This window comes from Acidovorax sp. GW821-FHT11A03 (assembly GCF_058809075.1).
The window spans coordinates 1-18,947 of record NZ_JBXASG010000005.1 but is presented as its reverse complement, the minus strand read 5'-3'; the positions used below and the strand labels follow the sequence as shown (position 1 = coordinate 18,947).

Genomic DNA, 18,947 nt, shown 5'->3' with positions numbered 1-18,947 from the left:
GCAGCGGTCAGCAGCCCAGCAAGGCCGGCAGCTCGGCCATGCTGCGAAACACCTCAGACGCCCCCGCCGCGCGCAGGGCCTCCCCATCGTCCAGCGGCGCATAGGCAAACACCGTGGCGCCCGCCGCCACCCCCGCAGTGACGCCCGTCACCGTGTCTTCGACCACCGCGCAGCGCAGGGGCTGCGCCTGCAGCGCGGCGGCCGCCGCCAGGTACACGTCCGGCGCGGGCTTGGTGCGCGGCATTTCGTGGCCGCTGAAGATGCGGCCCTCGAAGAAGGGCGTGAGGCCCACCTTGGCCAGCTGCATCTCCACCTTGTGCCGGTCGGCCCCCGAGGCGCAGGCGATGCGCCCGCCGTGGTGCGCGTGCACGCGCTCGATGGTGCCGTGGATGTGCTCGATGGCCGTGAGGCGCTGGTCCAGCTCGGCATTGCGCCGCGCATAGAAATCGGCCATCCATGCATCGGTGAGCGGCCGGCCGGTGTGGGTCTCGATGCGGGCGGCCTCGCTGCGCACGGTCTTGCCGATGAAGATGCGCATGCACTCCTCGGCGCTCAGGGCCCAGCCGGCCTCCGCGAGCATGTCGCGCAGCACGCCGTTGGTGATCGGTTCGCTGTCCACCAGGACCCCGTCGCAGTCGAACAGTATTGCTTCAAATTTCATAGCTTATGGCGCTTATGGATAAAGGGCTTGAAGTCATTTTCATGCAAATTTCAACCGTGGACATCGCCATCCACATAGAACCAGCGCCCGCCTTCGCGCACGAAGCGGCTGGTCTCGTGCAGGCGCACGGCACGGCCGCCCACGCGGTAGCGCGCCACGAACTCGACTTCCGCACGGCCTTCGCCCGTGGCGCGGTGGCCGCGCACCGCAAGCCCGAGCCACCGCGCGCCCGCATCGAAATCCATCGACGCGGGGCGCGTGGTGGGGTGCCAGGTGGCCTGCAGGTACTCGGCCCGCTCGCCCACGAACGCGGTGTACCGGGACCGCATGAGGCTTTCGGCGTCGGGCGCGGGCACCGCTTCCAGATGGTCCACATAGCGGCCGCAGCAGTCGGCATAACGCAGCACGGCGGCCATGCCGCCGGCGCGCCGGCCCGCGGGCGCCACGGTGCGTCCGCACGGGCAGGGTGCGCTGTCGGCCAGGGCCATGGGCGGGGTGCGCATTGCGGTGAACGGCGATCAGCGCAGCGCGCCGAACACCTTGCGGGCGATGGCACTGCCCGCGCCGGCCGGGTCCTGGCGGATGCGGCGCTCTTCCTCGCCGATCATGGTGTACAGGCCATCGAGCGTCTTGCCGGTGACGTACCGCGCCAGGTTGGCCTCTTCGGGCTTGAGCAGTCCGAAGCCCGCGGCCTTGCCAGCGAAGGCGTTGTACTTCTGGGTGAGGCCCACCTTCTCCGTCGCCTGGTCCACCACCGGCAGGAAGCGCTCCCCCAGCGGCACGCGCGTCTTCTCGGCGAAGAAGGCCGTCACCGAGGTGCTTCCTCCCGCCAGGATGTTCTTGGCGTCCGTCACCGTCATGTTCTGCACCGCGCCCACGAGCAGGTCCTTGCCCATGGGCACGGCGGCCTCGGCGGCGCGGTTGATGGAGGTGACCAGCTCATCGACGCGCTTGCCCTGGCCCAGCGACTTCATGACCTTGGCCGCGTCGTCCAGGTAGCCGGGAAGCCCGATGCGCACCTTGGGATTGCCCAGGAAACCGTCGGGCCGCCCCAGCAGCGACACCGCGGCCTGGGCGCCCTGGCCCAGCGCGGCCTTGAGGCCGCCCGTGGCATCGGCATTGGAGAGATCGCCCAGCGACAGGGCCCAGGCCTGCTGCCAGCTGGCGCACAGCAGCGCCCCCAGGGCACTGGCTTGGTGGAATTGGCGGCGTTGCATGGAGGTGTTTTCTTTCTGTGAAGGGACCGGGGCCGCACGGGGCGTGGGCCGGCCTGGCAGGTGGCATGTCCGGGATTTTCGCTCAGCGCCGTAGACTGGCACGCGACACAACCCTCCAAGAAGGAGCCTGCAATGTGGGAAATGAATGTGCCGTGGTGGGAGTTCGTGCTGCGCGGCGTGGTGGTCTATGTCTTTTTGCTGGTGTTCCTGCGCCTGACAGGCAAGCGGCAGACAGGGCAGTACGCGCCGTTCGACCTCGTGCTGCTGCTGATCCTGTCCAACGCGGTGCAGAACTCGATGAACGCGGGCGACAACTCGCTGGTGGGCGGACTCGTCTCGGCCACCACGCTCATCGGCTGCCACGTGGTGCTGGCGCAGCTGACGTTCCGCTTCGCGTGGATGGAGCGGCTGATCGACGGCACGCCGCGGGTGCTGGTGGAGCAGGGACAGGTGAACGCCGACCTCCTGCGCAAGGAGCTGCTTTCACCGGACGACCTCGAGGCCGCGCTGCGCGCCAGCGGATGCCTGCACCTGCACGAGGTGGAGCGCGCGACCATCGAGACCAATGGGCAGATCACGGTGGTGCTGCGGCGCCGGGGCAGTGGCGGCTGAAATTCCGCCCGCCCCCCGTCCAGCCGCCCGGCCGTGCCCACGGGCCGCCACGGCCCGCAGGGAGCACGGGGGTTCAGTTCTGGGTGTAGCAGGCCTTGTTCTGGATGGAGATGTCGGCCGAGGCCTCCACGGCGGCGGCCGAGCCGAACAGGCTGGGGTTCTGGTCGCCCAGCGGGCACAGGTAGGGGCCCTTGCGCGCCCACACGGTGCGCGAGGTCAACCCCGTGACCTGGGCCCAGCTGCCCCAGAAGGCGGCGAGCGTGGGTGTCGCGCCCGTGCGGTCAAACGTGAAATTGCCCCCATCGCCCCCTTGCCCGCCAATGACCGCGCCCGCGGCGGTGCAGTTCCCGTCGGAGTAGGTCGCCACGCCCAGGCTGACCGTGGCCCGGGTCTCGCCTTGCCGCACGATGCGCCACAGCGACCGGCCCCATTGGCCCGGGCCGATGGGCGTGCAACGCTCCTGCTTCCAGTCCCCCTGCGGCAGTGCCACGGCCGTGGCGCAGGCCACCTCCACCGAGCCGACATGGGCCGAACCCACCGTGCCGCTGCCGTTGCGCACCGCGCAGTTCTGGCCTGCGGGCGGGGTCTTCACCGTGACGGCATAGGGGCTGCCCGTGGCCACCGCCGTGGAAAACGCGAAGCCGCCGTTGCTGGCCAGGGACAGGTCATCGCCGCCGTTGTTCTGCAGCACCACAGCGCCGCCCGCCAGGCCCGATACCGAGCCCCCCACCGTGAAGGTGGCCGCCGCCAGGTTCTCGCAGCGCACCTGCACATCGCCCACGTTCGCGGTGGCGGTGCCCGTGCCTTGCGCCACGGCGCAGCGCTGGCCGCCGGGCTGCGTCCTGACGGTGACGGCATAGGCCACGCCGCGGTCCAGCCGGGCCGCGAACACAAAACCGCCGTTGGCGTTCACGGCCAGGTCATCGCCGCCATTGTTCTGCAGGGTCAGCGCCTTGCCGGCGCCCAGGCCGACCACGGAGCCCCCCACGGTGAAGGCCCCGGCCGTGGGCGGGGGCGTGGTGCCGCCGTCGCCATCGCCGCCCCCGCAGCCCGCCAGCAACACCGCGGCCAGCCCAAGAGGGGCCCAGCGGACTGCGGGCCGTGCGTGGTGCCGGGTGAACTTTGCGCTTGTGGGGGTCATGAACGGAAACCTCCTGGGTGGTGAATGAATGGGTGAAAGAGGGGCGGATTCTGTGCGGCACGCCGCCCGCCGCAAAACCCTACCGAGGTAGGGTTTGCGCGCCGCCCCTTCCGGTCCACACTTGGCAGAATTTGCTTTGCTGCGGCATCCTGGCGCCCGGCGCCGCAGCGCCCCCCGGCCCCCATGTCACCCTATGCACTCATCCTGGACGACCACCCGCTGGTAGCACGCGGCGTGGCCGAATTCCTGCGCTTGCGCCTGCCCTACCTGGAGGTGGCCGTGGCCGGGTGCGCCGATGACTTTCTGCCGCTGGTGGCCACGCGGGGTGCCCCCGCCATCGCGCTCGTCGACTTCTGGCTGGCCGAAGGTGCCGCGCTGGGCCTGATCGCGCTGGTGCGCGAGCACTGCCCCGGCACCGCGCTGGCGGTCGTCAGCGGCGACGACGACCCGGCCATGATGGAGCGCGTGCGCCAGGCGGGCGCGCACGGCTTCATCCACAAGCAGACTCCGCCAGAGATCTTCGCCCAGGCGGTGGAGGCCCTGCTGGGCGGCCTGGCCTGGTTTGTGCCCGCCCCCCCCGGCAACCAGCCCCCGCGCAGCCGCGACCTGCCGGTCACGCCTGCCGAACTGGGCCTGTCGGTGCGCCAGGGCGAAATCCTGGCGCTGGTGCTGCAGGGGCTGCCCAACAAGCGCATCGCGCTGCAGTACGACCTGTCGGAGAGCACGGTCAAGGAGCACATGAGCGCCATCCTCCTGCGCCTGGGCGCACGCACCCGCGTGGAGGCCATCACGGGACTGCGCGGGCGCCGGCTGGTCCTGCCCGATCCACCCGCCTGAACACCGGCCCGCCCGCGCCCCATGCCACTCCAGTTCTTGCCGCGCCGCTGGTTTCCCCACCCCCATCCCCGCGCCGGCACCGGACCGGGCGAGCGCGGCCAGGTGCGCATCCCGGCCTGGACCGCGGTCCACGCCCGCGCGGCCCTGGGCATGTGGCGGCAGGTGCGCCGGCTGCGGCGCCGCCGGGAGGCGGCGGCCACCTTCGCAGGCACATGACGCCCAACACCAAGGCCCCGGGCCACGCGCACGGCGCGCCCAGCGCACAAGGCTGGCTGCTGCTGCTCGAAGCCTCTTTTGCGCGCCTGCGGCTGGGCATGTCGGTCATGCCCGCCATGGGGCTGCTGTTTGGCCTGCTGCTGGGCTGGCAGGGTGGGCAGGCCATGCCGCTGCTGGCGTGGGGAGGCGCATACCTGCCCGTGTTGCTGTTCGTGGGGTGGGGCCACCGGCAGTACCGGCGCGAACGCGCCTTGCGGCCGCCCGAAGCCCTGCTGCCCCCCTGGACCCGCCGCGTGTGCTACCTGGCCCTGGTGCACGGGGTAGGTGTTTCACTCTCGATAGCGTTGTCGCTGGGCCACGCCAGCTACGAATTCATGCTGTTGCTGCATATCACGCTGGCGGGCATTCTGGCCGCCAACGCAGCGCAGATGACCGCCACGCTCGCTGTCTACCGCATGTATTTCGTGGGTGCGGTGGGTGGGCTGGCGATGATCCCCTGGGCGTTTCCGGCGCAGTGGCCGTTTGTACTGCCCATGACGCTGGTGATGGCCGCCGTGATCTACCGCAGCGCCATGAACTCGCACCGGTTCTTCGTGCGCCAGGTGGTGCTGGAAGAGCGCAGCCGCGACCTGGCCGAGCGCTACCGCGAGGCCAGCGACGCGGCCGAAGCCGCGCTGGCCGAGAAGAACCGGTTTCTGAGCACCGCCGCCCACGACCTGCGCCAGCCCGTGCACGCCATGGCGTTGCTGGCCGAAGCCATTGCGCTGCAGGGCCAGGACCACCCGCACATCGGCCCCTTGCTGGGCCAGTGGCGGCTGAGCATGCACTCGCTCAGCCAGATGTTCGACGCCCTGCTCGACCTGTCGCGCATCGAATCAGGCACGGTGGAGCTGCGGCCCGCGCCCGTGCCGCTGGCCCACCTGTTCGACGACCTGCGCCACCAGTTCGTCACCGAAGCCACCGCGCGCGGGCTGGCCCTGCGCATGCGCCCGCCCCCGGCGCACGCCACGGTGCTGGCCGACCCCGCGCTGGTGCGGCAGTCGCTGGCCAACCTGGTGCACAACGCCTTGCGCTACACACTGCGGGGCGGGGTGCTGGTGGGCGCACGGCAGCGCGGTGGCCACTGGCGGCTGGAGGTGTGGGACACCGGCGAAGGCGTGGCACCACAGGAGCAGGCCGCCATCTACCAGGCCTTCTACCGCCCGCAGAGCGCGGGGCACCTCCACCGCGAAGGCCACGGCCTGGGGCTGGCCGTGGTGGCGCGCTGCGTGGCGCTGATGGGTGCACGCCAGGGCATGGCCTCGCGTCCGGGGCGGGGGTCGTGTTTCTGGATCGAGCTGCCGGCCACGGCCGCGCCTGCGCTGGCGCCCGACGCACGTGGCACCGCCGCGCCACGCACCTGGCCCCGCCTGCAGGGCCGGTGCCTGGTGCTGGACGACGATCCCCACGTGCTGCGGGCCTGGGCCATGCTGGCGCAGGCCTGGGGCATCGAAGTGCGACTGGCCAGCGATGCGCGCGAGGCGCTTTCACACCTCGATGCAGGCTTCGTGCCACACGCCATCCTGTGCGACCAGCAGTTGCGCTCCGGCGAGAGTGGTTTCGATGTGCTGCAGATGCTGCTGGCGCAGTGCCCCGGCGCCCGGGGCGCCATGGTGAGCGGCGAGTTTGATGCCCTCGAACTGCATGAAGCGCAGGAGCAGGGCTACCTCGTGCTGAAAAAACCGATGGATGCGGGCGCGCTGCATGCGGTGCTGGAGCGATGGCTGGACACGCCGTCCGATGAGCCAACGGCGCCGGCCGTCGGCCCGTGATGCGCGGCATGCGCAGGTCCCTCTAACATGCGCGGCAAAGACCGGCGCCCACCGCGCGCTGGCAGCCAGACGTCCGAGGGAGCCACGCCATGAACACTACCCAGACCGCCGCCCAGGAATCCCAGCCACGCTGGCTGTACCAGGCCAGCGACGGAAAAGGCCGCCCCATAGAGGGCTTTGTCCACGCCAAGACCGCCGAAGAGGCCTTGCAGGCCATTGCGGCGATACAGCCTCCACTGAGCCATATCCAGCTCCACACCTCAGGGCTGTACGCCCGCGCCATGACCGAAATGGCAGACGATGTGCTGGGACCTCTGGATGTGAAGGCACTGCGCCAGCTCGCGCGGGACCAGATCGAGGCCCTGGAACGCCCGGGCCTGTCTACCACGTTGCGCCAGTTGCTGCGCAACAACCGCACCTGGCTGCTGGTCTGCGCCGCATTGCTGGCCGTGGCCCTGTGGCGCCAGTGGAGTCCCTGGGCGGTGGGCAGCCTGATCGTGGCAATGCTGGTGCCCTTTGCCCTGTTTGCCTACATGCACCGGTTCCAGCGCATGTACCAGCAGGTGCTTCAAGCACACGCCACGGGCGATGTCCCGCGCCTGGAAGTGCTGGCACAGCGGCTGGCCCGCTCCGCCGAGCGCCACCGGTTCCTGCGTCAGCCCGCGTGGGATGCGGCTGTGCGCGTGGCGTGGTTTGAGGCGCGCGCCGAAGGCGTGGACTCGGTGCTCCTGCGCCTGCGCATCCATCCCATGCGCCCACCGGAAGAAGACGAGTTTCTGGCTCGCACCTATACCCTGCCGCTGGCCACGGGCGACCACGCCGGCTTTACGGCGCGCTTGCGGGAACTGATCGCCTCGCGCCCCGCAGAGCCTACGCTGCAGCTGGATCTTGCCCTGGGGGAAGCACGCGCAGGCCACACGGAAGAGGCCGCTCGCCTGCTGGGCGCACTGCAGTCCGCGCTGTTGCCGCCCCATGGGCAGGCGTTCATCGACTGGGTGCAGGGCCTCGTCGCGCTGCGCAACCCGGCCCTGGCTGGCGAGGCCGCGAGTCTCCTGGGCAAAGCCTGCGGGCAGTTCCTTGGGTTGGTGCGCACGGCCCCGGGTGCATGGCCTTCCCTGGCCGTCTGCACCTGCGACTACGCGCTGGCCCTGGCGTGGAGCGGGCGCACTGAAGCGGCACTCGCGGCGTTTGCCAGCGTCCACCCCGTGGCCCGGCACCATGCCGAGCCCGAGCGGCTGGCCCTGCTGCAGCGCGAGTTACGTCAAGCCAGCGCGCGCTGAATGATGATCTTCTGCACGTCGCTCGTGCCTTCGTAGATCTGGCACACGCGCACGTCGCGGTAGATGCGCTCCACCGGGAAGTCGTTCACCACGCCGTAGCCGCCCAGCGTCTGGATGGCGGCGCTGCACACGCGTTCGGCCATCTCGCTGGCGAACAGCTTGGCCATGGCGGCTTCCTTCAGGCAGGGCCGGCCCGCATCGCGCAGCGCGGCGGCGTGCCAGATGAGCTGGCGCGCGGCCTCGATCTGCGTGGCGCAATCGGCCAGGCGAAAGCCCACGGCCTGGTGGTTGAAGATGGCGGTGCCGAAGCTCTCGCGCTCTTTCGAATACGCCAGCGCCGCGTCGAAGGCACTGCGTGCCATGCCCACGCTTTGCGCGGCGATGCCGATGCGGCCGCCCTCGAGCGCGCCGAGGGCGATCTTGTAGCCCTCGCCTTCCGCGCCGATCAGGTTTTCGGCCGGAATGCGGCAGTTGTCGAAGTTGATCTGCGCGGTGTCGCTGCTGTGCTGGCCCAGCTTGTCTTCGAGCCGCGCGACCACGTAGCCCGGGTTGCTGGTGGGCACGAGGAAGGCGCTCATGCCCTTCTTGCCCGCGCCCTTGTCGGTGACGGCGATGACGATGGCCACGTGGCCGTTCTTGCCGCTGGTGATGAACTGCTTGACGCCGTTGATCACGTATTCATCGCCCTGCTTCACCGCCGTGGTGCGCAGTGCGGACGCGTCGGAGCCCACATGCGGCTCGGTCAGGCAGAACGCGCCCAGCATCTCGCCACGGGCCAGCGGCGTGAGCCAGTCGCGCTTTTGCTGGGCGTTGCCGTAGCGCATGAGGATGGCGTTGACCGGGCAGTTGGTCACGCTGATGGCGGTGCTGGTGCCGCCGTCGCCGGCCGCGATCTCTTCAAGCACCAGCGCGAGGGTGACGTAGTCGAGGTGTGCGCCGCCAAATTCTTCGGGCACGCAGATGCCATACGCGCCCAGCGCGGCCAGGCCCTGGTGCGCCTCCTTGGGGAAGTGGTGTTCCTTGTCCCAGCGCGCGGCGTGGGGCCACAGCTGTTCCTGCGCGAAGTCGCGCACCGCGTCGCGGATCATTTCCTGGTCTTGGGTCAGCAGCATCGGGGTTGTCTCCAGAAGTCGTTGTGGGTTCGGTCGAAAGGGTTACCAGTGGGTGGCGCGGCGGCCGTCGTGGTGCAGCAGGCGGCCCTTGTCGGCGGCGGTGACGCCCGCCACGGTGGCGCGCAGGCCGCGCACGCTGTCCTGCACCGTCAGCGCGGCGCCTTCGCCGCCCATGTCGGTCTGCACCCAGCCGGGGTCGATGGTGATGAGCGTGGCGCCTGGGTAGTCATGCTGGGCCGCGGCCACCGCCATGTTCAGCGCCGCCTTGCTGGTGCGATACAGCCAGGAGCCGCTGCCCGGCACGCTGCCAATCTGCGACATGGACGAGGACAGGAACGCGAACACGCCCTGCGCGTCGGCCACCAGGGGCGCGACCTGCGGCAGCGCCTGCATGGCGCCCAGCACGTTGGTGTGCATGACGGCGTCGAAGTCCTGCTGCGTGGGCGGCGTGAGCGCGTTGGGACGGCGGATGACGCCCGCCACGTACCAGGCGGTCTCGATCTTTTCGCCGTCCAGTTGCCAGGCCAGCGCGCTCACACTGGCGGGGTTGGCCACGTCCACGGTGAGCACCTCGGCGCCCAGGGCCTGCACCCGTTCGCGGCCCGCGTCGTCGCGCACGGTGGCGATCACGCGGCGGCCCGCCTCGGCGTACTGGCGCACCAGCTCCAGACCGATGCCGCGCGATGCGCCGATGACAAGTATGGATTTCATGGTTGAAATTTGGATTGAATTGGGCCCTGGCGCCTATGTATCAAGCGCCAATAGCTATCAAAATAGTAGCAATCACTCTCAACACCCTCAGGCGTCGCCGAGCTGCTGCTCCTGCGCCAGTTGGGCGCGGTAGCGCTGCAGCATCGCCACTTGCGACTCAGGCTCGGTGGCGAGGCCCATCTGGTCGTGGATCATCTGGCCCATCGTGGGCAGCGCGGCGCGGTCCACCTGCGCATCGGCGGACCACAGCCGCGAGCGCATGAAGGCCTTGGAGCAGTGCAGATACGCCTCGGCCACGCGCACTTCGATCACCATCTTTGGGCGCTGGCGCCCGGCCGTGAAGAAGTCCGTGTACAGCGCCTCGTCGCGCAGGCGCGCGGTGCCGTTCACCCGCAGGGTTTCGTCCACGCCCGGAATCATGAACAGCAGGCCGATGCGCGGGTCATCGAGCAGGTTGGTCAGGGTGTCGAGCCGGTTGTTGCCCCCCGCGTCGGGCAGCAGCAGGGTGTGCGCATCGGGCGACTTCACGAAACCGGGCGCACCGCCGCGCGGCGAGGCATCGAGCAATGCGCCATGGAGACCACCACTGGCCACCACGCAGAACGGCGACAGGGCAATGAAGCGCTGGCAGTGCGCATCCAGCTGCGGTTGCTGCTTGTGCAGGGCCCGCTCGCTTGGGGCGGCATACAGGGCGCGCAGCTGCTCGGTGGTTTCGATCATGGTCGCGTCCAGGTCAATGCACGGCAAATTCGAAGTAGCCCGACCACGCCGGGTCATAGGTGGTGGACAGCACCAGCGACTCGGCCTCGTCCCGCAGCAGCAGGGGTGCCAGCGCCTGCCTGGCCAGTTGCTCGTCGCCCACGTAGTAGACGGCCTTGCGGTGCCCGGCACGGGTCAGGGTGTAGGCCAGGATGCCCAGCTGGGGCAGCTCCAGCAGCGTGGCGGCCTGGTCCTGCAGCGCCTGCACGGCGGCCAGCTCATCGCGGTCCCCCACGGCCAGGTCCAGCACCAGAGCGTGCGACAGGTCGGCGCGCATGGCCACGGGGCTGGCGCTGCGGTTGACCATGACAATGGCGGTGTCCTCGCGCCCCCCGGGGCCTTCGTCGCCGTCGCCATCTCCGGGCTCGCCGCCGAACGCCAGCGTCATGCCCGACCAGTCGTGTTCACCCGCCGGGAAGTCTCCCGTGCGGCCCAGCGTCTCGACCCAGTAGCGATCAAACACCGGAGGCAACTGGCTGAGTGGGACCCACTGCGCCTGCGGGTCGCCAGCCTGCCCGACAAAATCCACCGCCCCCACCTTGACGGCGAAATCGTACTCGCCGAGCACATGGTCGAGCATGATGAACGCCATGTTGCGCGCATGGTCCTGGTAGTCGCTCGGGATCTCGCGGCCAAAGCGGATCTCCAGCGCGGCCTGCCCGCCATCCTGGTCCAGGGCGATGAGCACCTCGGACGTGGCCAGCTGGAAACCGTCCATGCCGATGGGAAAGTCCGGCTGCGTGGTGCGCTCGCGGAACGCGCGCACGCGGTAGTTCTGCAGCGCGGGCGCGGCCGCCACCGCCTGCATCAGCAGTGGAAATTTTTCGGTGCTGCCGTGGGCGGTGACGATGAGGTCCACCACCGCATCGCCGTCGCCGCCGGACATCTCCAGCGCCAGGCCGCCCAGGTGGCGCTCGATGAGCGCGTTGGCGGACTCGACCCGCTCGCGCAGCGGCTGGGCCTGGAGCGATGCCTGGGCATCGGAAAACGCGCGCCAGAAGGCGGTGATCTCGGGAGAGGGTGCGGTCATCACTGTCCTTGCGAAAAGAGCCAAATCATCCCATCTCCCTCCCGCATCAAACGAGTTCCAGCGCCACCGCCGTGGCTTCGCCGCCGCCGATGCACAGCGTGGCCAGGCCCTTGGTCAGGCCCCGTGCCTGGAGGGCATACATCAGCGTGACCATGATGCGGGCACCGCTGGCACCGATGGGGTGGCCCAGGGCGCAGGCGCCGCCGTTCACGTTGACCTTGTCGTGCGGCAGGTCCAGCTCTTTCATCAGCGCCATGGGCACCACGGCGAAGGCCTCGTTGATCTCCCACAGCTGCACGTCGCCCACTTCCCAGCCGGCCTTGGCCAGCGCCTTCTGCGTGGCGCCCAGGGGGGCGGTGGCGAACCACTCGGGCTCTTGCGCGTGGGTGGCGTGGCTCACGATGCGCGCCAGCGGCTTGGCCCCGAGCTTCTTCGCGGTGGATTCGCGCATCATCACCAGCGCGGCGGCGCCGTCGTTGATGCTGGAGCTGGATGCGGCGGTGATGGTGCCGTCCTTCTTGAAGGCGGGCTTCAAGGTGGCGATCTTCTCCAGCTTGACCTTGCCCGGGCCTTCGTCCACCGACACCACGGTCTCGCCCGCGCGGGTCTTGACGGTGACGGGCACGATCTCGGCCGCGAACGCGCCGGACTCGGTGGCGGCCTTGGCGCGCTGCACGCTGGCCGTGGCGAACGCGTCCTGCTGCTCGCGCGTGAACTGGTACTTGGCCGCGCAGTCTTCGCCAAAGGTGCCCATGCTGCGGCCTGCTTCATAGGCGTCTTCCAGGCCGTCGAGCATCATGTGGTCGAAGATGCGGTCATGTCCCAGGCGGTAGCCGCCACGCCCCTTCTGCAGCAGGTAGGGGGCGTTGGTCATGCTCTCCATGCCGCCGGCCACCATCACGTCGTGCGTGCCGGCCAGCAGCATGTCGTGCGCCATCATCGCGGCCTTCATGCCCGAGCCGCACATCTTGCTGAGCGTGACCGCGCCAGCGCCCTTGGGCAGGCCGCCCTTGAAGGCCGCCTGGCGCGCGGGCGCCTGGCCCTGGCCGGCCATCAGGCAGTTGCCGAACAGCACCTCGCCCACGGCGTCGGGCGACACACCGGCGCGCTCGATGGCGGCCTGGATCGCGGCGCCGCCCAGGTCGTGCGCGGCCAGGCTGGAAAAGTCGCCCTGCAGCGAGCCCATGGGGGTGCGCGCGGCGCCGACGATGACGATGGGGTCTTGGGTGGATGCGGACATGGTGCAAATCTCCTGGGAAGGGTTCAGACGAAAGTCGGGGGTTGAATGAAATGGACTACCGGGCCGGCGCGCCCTGCGCGAAGCGCCGGTCCGTGTCGTAGGGAAAAACGTCGAACATGTGGCCCGCCTGGATGCGCTCCTTGTGCGACTGCCAGAACGCGGCGTCGAGCAGGTCGGCGTGGTGCGACATGAACACCTCGCGCACGGCGTCGTTGCCGAGCAGGAAAGGGCCGAAGGTTTCGGGGAACACATCGCGCGGGCCCACGCTGTACCAGACCTCGCCGCTCATCTCTTCCTCCTCGTTGCGCGGCGTGGGCACGCGGCGGAAGTTGCAGTCGGTGAGGTATTCGATCTCGTCGTAGTCGTAGAACACGACCTTGCCATTGCGCGTGACGCCGAAGTTCTTCCACAACATGTCGCCGGGGAAGATGTTGGCGGCCACGAGGTCCTTGATGGCGTTGCCGTATTCGATGACGCTGTGCTCCATCTGCTGGCGCGCACGCGGGTCGGAGAGCCCGGTGTCAAAGGCTTCCTGCAGGTAGATGTTGAGCGGGATCATGCGCCGCTCGATGTACAGGTGCTTGATGATGACTTCGGTCTGGCCGTCGCCATCGCGGTCGCTGATCTCCAGCTGGCTGGGGGCGAACTTCTCGATCTCGGCGATGAGCGCATCGTCAAAACGGTCGCGGGGAAAGGCCACCTCGCTGTACTCCAGCGTGTCGGCCATGCGGCCCACGCGGTCGTGCTGCTTGACCAGCAGGTACTTGGCCTTGATCTGCTCGCGCGTGGTTTCCTTCTGGTGCGGGAAATAGTCCTTGATGAGTTTGAACACGAACGGAAAGCTCGGCAGGTCGAACACCAGCATCACCATGCCCTTGATGCCAGGGGCGATGCGAAACTGATCGCTGGAATGCTTCAGGTGGTACAGGAAGTCGCGGTAGAACAGGGTCTTGCCCTGCTTGGCCAGGCCCAGCGCGTTGTAGATCTCGGCCCGCGGCTTGCGCGGCATGAGGCTGCGCAGGAACTGCACGTAGGCGCTGGGCACCTCCATGTCCACCATGAAGTAGGCGCGGGCGAAACTGAACAGCATCTGCATATCGTCTTCGCCGAACAGCGCGGCGTCGATGAAAAGCCTCCCAGCATCGTCGTGCAGGATGGGCAGCGCAAACGGCACTTCGTTGAAGCCGTTGATGATCTTGCCCACCACATAGGCGCCCTTGTTGCGGAAGAACAGGCTGGTGAGCACCTGGATCTGGAAGTTGGCGCGCAGCCGCACCTTGTCGAGGCGGCCGCGCACGGCGGCCACCACGCAGGCACTGTCTCGCGCCAAGTCCGCAAACTCACGCTGCAACTGGAAGTTCTCGATGATGGTCTGGAACGTCTCGTGCAGGTTGTCGCCGGAGGGGTAGTACGCGCGGTAGGTGGGGCGCGCCGCGGGCTCTTCGTTCTCGATGTATTCGGTGCTGACCGCGGGCCGCACGAAGATGAAGTCGTTGTGAAAATGCGTGCGGTGCAGGATCTTGGTCGTGACCGAGTTGAAGAAGGTCTCGGCCAGTTCGGGCTGGTGGTGGTTGACCAAGAGGCCGATGTAATGCAGCTTGATCTGGTGCCACACGTCCATGGGCTGCGCGCCCGCGTTGAATTCCTTCTCCAGCCGGCGCACGCATTCTTTCACGCGCAGGTCATAGAACTCGATGCGTTCGCGCTGCGCCCGCTGCTGGCCGTGCCAGTCGCCGGTTTCGAAGCGGTGCTTGGCCCGCGCCGACTCGGTGCGGAACAGCCGGTAGTGCCGGTTGAAACCGTCCATCATGGCCTTGGCAATGCCGTAGGCCTGGGGAGCATCAAGCCGTTGCGGGAACATGGCAGTCTTTCAGCGCAGGCATCGCAATGCGGTCAGGCAAGAGGCGGGCTATTGCCTTTTGACGGCAGCCACACCAGCGATCGCCGCCTTGTACAGCGAGTCCAGGCCTTCGGTGCTGCCCACGGACATGTGCAGGTTGTTGATGAGACCGTCCTTGAGCCCATAGCACCAGCCGTGCAGCGTGACCTTCTGGCCCCGTCCCCACGCATCGAGCATCACCGTGGTCTGGGCGATGTTGACCACCTGCTCGATGGCGTTGAGTTCGCACAGCACGTCGTGGCGCCACTCCGGGGCGGTGGCGGCAATCAGGTCGCGGTGGCGGTCACGCACGTCCTGCACATGGCGGATCCAGTTGTCGGCCAGGCCCACGCGCGTGCCTTCCAGGGCCGCCAGCACGCCACCACAACCATAGTGCCCCACCACCATGAGGTGCTCGATGTGCAACTGGTCCACCGCGTACTGGATGGTGGAAAGGCAGTTCAGGTCGGTGGGCACCACCACATTGGCCACGTTGCGGTGCACGAACACTTCGCCCGGCTCCAGGCCCGTGATCTGGTTGGCGGGCACGCGGCTGTCGGAGCAGCCGATCCACATGTACTTGGGCTTTTGCTGGGCCAGCAGGCTGGTGAAGAACCCGGGCCGCTCGCGCTCCATCTGGGCCGCCCAGGCGCGGTTGTGAACAAACAGGTCGTCGATCGAGGAGGGCATGTTGTCCTTGGAGAGTCAGTGAAAGAAGTGAAGCTCAGCAGGTTTCGGCGAACAGCTCGCGGCCGATCAGCATGCGGCGGATCTCGCTGGTGCCCGCACCGATCTCATACAGCTTGGCATCGCGCCACAGGCGGCCGAGCGGGTATTCGTTGATGTAGCCATTGCCACCGTAGATCTGCACGCCTTCGCCTGCCATCCAGGTCGCCTTTTCCGCGCACCACAGGATCACGCTGGCGCAGTCCTTGCGCACCTGGCGCACGTGGTCGGTGCCGAGCATGTCGAGATTCTTGGCCACAGTGTAGGCAAACGAGCGCCCCGCCTGCAGCACGGTGTACATGTCGGCCACCTTGCCCTGAATGAGCTGGAACTCGCCAATGCTCTGGCCGAACTGCTTGCGGTCGTGAATGTACGGGATCACGTTGTCCATCACGGACTGCATGATGCCCAGCGGGCCGCCGGTGAGCACGGCGCGTTCATAGTCCAGGCCGCTCATCAGCACCTTGGCGCCCTGGTTCAGGCCACCGAGCACATTGGCGGCGGGCACTTCGACATTGTTGAAAACCAGCTCGCCCGTGTGGCTGCCACGCATGCCCAGCTTGTCGAGCTTTTGCGCAATGCTGAATCCAGGCATGCCTTTTTCGATCAGGAAGGCCGTGACGCCACGCGCGCCCATTTCGGGTTCGGTCTTGGCGTACACCACGAGGGTGTCGGCATCCGGACCATTGGTGATCCACATCTTGTTGCCGTTGAGCAGGTAGTAGCCGCCCTTGTCCTCGGCCTTGAGCTTCATGCTGATCACATCGGAGCCCGCGCCCGGCTCGCTCATGGCCAGCGCACCCACATGCTCGCCACTGATGAGCTTGGGCAGGTACTTGGCCTTTTGTGCCTCGCTGCCGTTGCGGTTGATCTGGTTCACGCACAGGTTGCTGTGCGCGCCGTAAGACAGGCCCACGGAGGCGCTGGCGCGGGAGATTTCCTCCATGGCCACCATGTGGGCGAGGTAGCCCATGGCGGCGCCGCCATATTGCTCGGGCACCGTGATGCCGAGCACGCCCAGGTCGCCCATCTTGCGCCACAGGTCCATGGGGAACTGGTCGCTGCGGTCGATCTCGGCCGCGCGCGGCGCGATCTCGGCCTGCGCAAAGTCGCGCACGGCATCGCGCAGGGCATCGATATCCTCGCCCAGTTGGAAGTTGAGGCCAGGCAGGTTGGCGGGAATGCTCATGGTGAATGTCTCCTCAAAACAGATGGTGGAAGGTGGCTTGTTCAGCCTTGGATGTTGTCGCGCCCGGTGACGGCCATGAGGGTGCACCCCATGGTGGCCACCAGCTTTTCCTGGGAGTTTTCTATGGCGAAGGCACGGCCCTCGCACACGGTGATGGTGCGGCCGGGCTTCAGCACCCGTCCCTCCATGCGAAAACGCTGGCCCTTGGCGGGGGCCAGCAGGTTGATCTTGAATTCGATGGTGAGCACGGCGGCCTCGGGGCCCATCAGGGTGAACCCCGCATAGCCACAGGCCGAATCCAGGGCGGTGGCCACCATGCCGGCATGCAGGAAGCCATGCTGCTGGGTAAGTGCCGGAGCCCATTCGAGCTCGATGTCGACCGCCCCCGCCGCCACGCGGGCCAGGCGCGCGCCCAACGTCTGCATGGCGCCCTGAAGGGCGAAGCTGGCGCGCACGCGCTCCGCGTAGTCAGCGCACCGGGGCTCAAGGGGGGGCGTGCTCAAGGCAATCTCCTGATCAGCATTTACGTTTACGTAAACGTCAATTATGAATCATTTTTGCTTTTCGACCTTCAGCAAGAGTGCCCGCGCCTCGTTTTCATGCTCCTGGACCTCCTCCAGATTGGCCTGCAGGTCAGCCATCTGTTCCTCGAGCTGCTTGCGATGGACGACAAGCACATCCAGAAACTTGCGCAGCTGCACGCCCGTGTCGCGGGGACTGTCGTACAGGTCGATGATCTCCTTGGCCTCCGTCAGCGACAGCCCCAGTCGCTTGGCGCGGAGCGTGAGGCGCAATCGGGTCCTGTCACGGGCACTGTAGACGCGGTTTCGGCCCGCTGGTCCCGTGCGTTCCGGTTGCAGCAGGCCCATGTCTTCATAAAAGCGGATCGCCCGCGTGGTGAGATCAAACTCTTTGGCGAGATCGCTGATGGTGTAGGTGTTGGCCATGGTGGGTACTGCGTGCAGCAAGGTCGGTTTCGCACAGGAGACAGCCCCGCGGCCGCAGCTCCCTACAATGCATCGGATGCATGACGTTTACGTTAACGTTAACGTCAATGCTAACCCATACCACGACCGCCATGAACCCACTCGAACACCAGATCCACTACCCGCTTGGCGATGCACTCCCTCCGCAGGGGGGCACCATGGAAGTCGCACCTGGCGTCAAGTGGATCCGCATGGGCCTGCCATTCGCGCTGGACCACATCAACCTGTGGTTGCTGCGCGACCGGCAACCCGACGCCGACGGCACCATGGTCAGCGGCTGGACGGTGGTGGACTGCTGCATCGACAGTGCGACCACGCGTGCACAATGGGAGCAGGTTTTTGCGAGCAGCCTGGAAGGGTTGCCGATTTTGCGCGTGATCGTGACCCACATGCATCCGGACCACATCGGGCTGGCGCATTGGCTGTGCGACCGATGGAAAGTACGCCTTTGGATCAGCGCCACCGACTACAACGTGGCGAGAACCGCGGTATACGACCGCAATGGATTCGGTGGCGAGGCCAGCGCCGACTTCTATGCCCTGCATGGCATGCAGGATGTGGAATTTCTCCAGCATGTCCGGGGACGCGTGTCGTACTTCCCGACCCTGGTGCCCGCCCTGCCTCCGACCTTCCGCAGGCTTATGGAAGGTGATGTCATCGAAATCGGTGGCCGCGATTGGCAGTGCATCAGCGGGTACGGGCATGCGCCTGAGCACATTGCCCTGTATTGCGCAGAATTGTCCTCCCTGATCAGTGGCGACATGGTGTTGCCGCGCATTTCCACCAACGTCAGCGTCCACGCGGCAGAACCCGAATCGGACCCTCTGCGGCTTTTTTTGGCCTCCCTGCTCCGGTACCTCGCATTGCCGGCTGACACGCTTGTCCTGCCGTCTCATGGCAAACCCTTCCAGGGATTGCATGAACGCATCCAGCAACTGCAGAACCATCACCGGGATCGGCTGGCAGAAATCCTGGAGGCTGCGAAATCGGGCCCTTTGTCAGCGGCGGATGTGCTGCCCATCATGTTCAAGCGAAAGCTGGATGCCCACCAGATGACCTTTGCGATGGGCGAGGCGCTGGCCCATCTGCACCTGCTGTGGTTTGACAGCCAACTGCATCGGGTTCTCGACGCCGCTGGCGTTCACAGGTTTGCCCCCCCACGCAAGCATTGAACTTGCGCGAACCGCCGGTGAATTGGAGCTCAGGCGCCTTCGCCATGCGTGTGGGTGGCGCAGTGGTGGAAAGGCGCTACCCGCGTATAAGCAGGTGCCGCAGAGTGATGAAGAAGACGCGTGGCGGGATTTTTCCCGAAGCGGGAGCACAAGACCAGGGTGAGTCCATCCCATCCAGACGCTCATAGAGCTCACCAAGGTCCAGACCAGCAGAGAACCCAGCTGAATGGATGCTTGCTTTTTGCCGTTCCCCAAAGCAAAAAACCCCAGTCATTGCTGACTGGGGTTTTCTGGGCTGTAAGAGCCTGACGATGACCTACTTTCACACGGGAACCCGCACTATCATCGGCGCAAAGTCGTTTCACTGT

At 67.3% G+C, this 18,947-nt stretch carries 20 protein-coding genes; 6 read left to right on the top strand and 14 right to left on the bottom strand.

Going from position 1 to position 18,947, the window contains the following annotated elements; all coding sequences use genetic code 11:
• Positions 1–7 precede the first annotated feature (7 nt).
• The 3 genes from AC1RVY_RS13340 to AC1RVY_RS13330 are packed head-to-tail and all read right to left on the bottom strand — an operon-like array spanning position 8 to position 1,878.
• Positions 8–661 carry an HAD family hydrolase gene (locus AC1RVY_RS13340; RefSeq protein WP_218296282.1) on the bottom strand — a complete coding sequence of 218 codons (654 nt, stop codon included), beginning with the start codon at positions 659–661 and terminating at the stop codon, positions 8–10.
• 50 nt (positions 662–711) lie between these two features.
• Positions 712–1,164 carry a YchJ family protein gene (locus AC1RVY_RS13335; RefSeq protein WP_492806824.1) on the bottom strand — a complete coding sequence of 151 codons (453 nt, stop codon included), beginning with the start codon at positions 1,162–1,164 and terminating at the stop codon, positions 712–714.
• A gap of 15 nt (positions 1,165–1,179) precedes the next feature.
• A complete protein-coding gene (locus tag AC1RVY_RS13330) occupies positions 1,180–1,878 on the bottom strand; it encodes a DUF4197 domain-containing protein (RefSeq protein WP_218296283.1) in 699 nt (232 codons plus the stop codon).
• A 132-nt stretch (positions 1,879–2,010) separates the two neighbouring features.
• On the opposite strand from AC1RVY_RS13330, the gene AC1RVY_RS13325 reads away from it, so the two are divergent.
• Entirely contained in the window at positions 2,011–2,490 is a 480-nt protein-coding gene (locus AC1RVY_RS13325) for a DUF421 domain-containing protein (protein WP_218296284.1), read from the top strand.
• A 73-nt stretch (positions 2,491–2,563) separates the two neighbouring features.
• On the opposite strand, the gene AC1RVY_RS13320 is transcribed toward AC1RVY_RS13325, so the two are convergent.
• The gene (locus AC1RVY_RS13320; RefSeq protein WP_369643479.1) at positions 2,564–3,631 is read right to left on the bottom strand and encodes a hypothetical protein; all 1,068 of its coding nucleotides are present in this window, start codon (positions 3,629–3,631) and stop codon (positions 2,564–2,566) included.
• Between the two features lie 183 nt (positions 3,632–3,814).
• Here AC1RVY_RS13320 and AC1RVY_RS13315 point away from each other — a divergent pair, with 183 nt between their 5' ends.
• From AC1RVY_RS13315 to AC1RVY_RS13300, 4 genes are all read left to right on the top strand, one after another.
• On the top strand, positions 3,815–4,468 hold the full coding sequence (locus AC1RVY_RS13315; protein ID WP_218296286.1) for a LuxR C-terminal-related transcriptional regulator: 654 nt from the start codon (positions 3,815–3,817) through the stop codon (positions 4,466–4,468).
• A 21-nt stretch (positions 4,469–4,489) separates the two neighbouring features.
• Entirely contained in the window at positions 4,490–4,684 is a 195-nt protein-coding gene (locus AC1RVY_RS13310; protein WP_218296287.1) for a hypothetical protein, read from the top strand.
• The gene (locus AC1RVY_RS13305; RefSeq protein WP_369643480.1) at positions 4,681–6,495 is read left to right on the top strand and encodes a hybrid sensor histidine kinase/response regulator; all 1,815 of its coding nucleotides are present in this window, start codon (positions 4,681–4,683) and stop codon (positions 6,493–6,495) included. The genes AC1RVY_RS13310 and AC1RVY_RS13305 overlap by 4 nt, the downstream gene beginning before the upstream one ends.
• A gap of 89 nt (positions 6,496–6,584) precedes the next feature.
• On the top strand, positions 6,585–7,775 hold the full coding sequence (locus tag AC1RVY_RS13300; RefSeq protein WP_492806823.1) for a hypothetical protein: 1,191 nt from the start codon (positions 6,585–6,587) through the stop codon (positions 7,773–7,775).
• On the opposite strand, the gene AC1RVY_RS13295 is transcribed toward AC1RVY_RS13300, so the two are convergent.
• The 10 genes from AC1RVY_RS13295 to AC1RVY_RS13250 form a co-directional block, all read right to left on the bottom strand.
• Complete coding sequence (locus AC1RVY_RS13295; protein ID WP_492806822.1) at positions 7,757–8,887, bottom strand: acyl-CoA dehydrogenase family protein; 1,131 nt, start codon at positions 8,885–8,887, stop codon at positions 7,757–7,759. The two genes, AC1RVY_RS13300 and AC1RVY_RS13295, sit on opposite strands and share 19 nt — an antisense overlap.
• Before the next feature lie 42 nt (positions 8,888–8,929).
• Positions 8,930–9,598, bottom strand: a complete 669-nt coding sequence (locus AC1RVY_RS13290) for an SDR family oxidoreductase (RefSeq protein WP_369643483.1) — start codon at positions 9,596–9,598, stop codon at positions 8,930–8,932.
• A gap of 87 nt (positions 9,599–9,685) precedes the next feature.
• The gene (locus AC1RVY_RS13285) at positions 9,686–10,318 is read right to left on the bottom strand and encodes a pyridoxamine 5'-phosphate oxidase family protein (RefSeq protein ID WP_369643484.1); all 633 of its coding nucleotides are present in this window, start codon (positions 10,316–10,318) and stop codon (positions 9,686–9,688) included.
• Between the two features lie 13 nt (positions 10,319–10,331).
• A complete protein-coding gene (locus tag AC1RVY_RS13280; protein ID WP_369643485.1) occupies positions 10,332–11,387 on the bottom strand; it encodes a DUF695 domain-containing protein in 1,056 nt (351 codons plus the stop codon).
• A 46-nt stretch (positions 11,388–11,433) separates the two neighbouring features.
• Positions 11,434–12,627: an acetyl-CoA C-acyltransferase gene (locus AC1RVY_RS13275; protein WP_218339913.1), complete on the bottom strand. Its 1,194-nt coding sequence runs from the start codon at positions 12,625–12,627 to the stop codon at positions 11,434–11,436.
• 55 nt (positions 12,628–12,682) lie between these two features.
• Positions 12,683–14,488, bottom strand: a complete 1,806-nt coding sequence (gene aceK / locus AC1RVY_RS13270; RefSeq protein ID WP_492244689.1) for a bifunctional isocitrate dehydrogenase kinase/phosphatase — start codon at positions 14,486–14,488, stop codon at positions 12,683–12,685.
• 48 nt (positions 14,489–14,536) lie between these two features.
• Positions 14,537–15,196, bottom strand: coding sequence for a carbonate dehydratase (gene can, locus AC1RVY_RS13265; RefSeq protein WP_010466789.1), 660 nt, complete (start codon positions 15,194–15,196; stop codon positions 14,537–14,539).
• Positions 15,197–15,230: 34 nt separating this feature from the next.
• Complete coding sequence (locus AC1RVY_RS13260; protein ID WP_218339915.1) at positions 15,231–16,421, bottom strand: isovaleryl-CoA dehydrogenase; 1,191 nt, start codon at positions 16,419–16,421, stop codon at positions 15,231–15,233.
• A gap of 41 nt (positions 16,422–16,462) precedes the next feature.
• On the bottom strand, positions 16,463–16,924 hold the full coding sequence (locus tag AC1RVY_RS13255) for a PaaI family thioesterase (RefSeq protein ID WP_492806821.1): 462 nt from the start codon (positions 16,922–16,924) through the stop codon (positions 16,463–16,465).
• 48 nt (positions 16,925–16,972) lie between these two features.
• Positions 16,973–17,368, bottom strand: coding sequence for a MerR family transcriptional regulator (locus AC1RVY_RS13250; protein WP_218296297.1), 396 nt, complete (start codon positions 17,366–17,368; stop codon positions 16,973–16,975).
• Positions 17,369–17,499: 131 nt separating this feature from the next.
• Here AC1RVY_RS13250 and AC1RVY_RS13245 point away from each other — a divergent pair, with 131 nt between their 5' ends.
• A complete protein-coding gene (locus AC1RVY_RS13245; protein ID WP_492253997.1) occupies positions 17,500–18,579 on the top strand; it encodes an MBL fold metallo-hydrolase in 1,080 nt (359 codons plus the stop codon).
• The last annotated feature ends 368 nt before the right edge of the window (positions 18,580–18,947 follow it).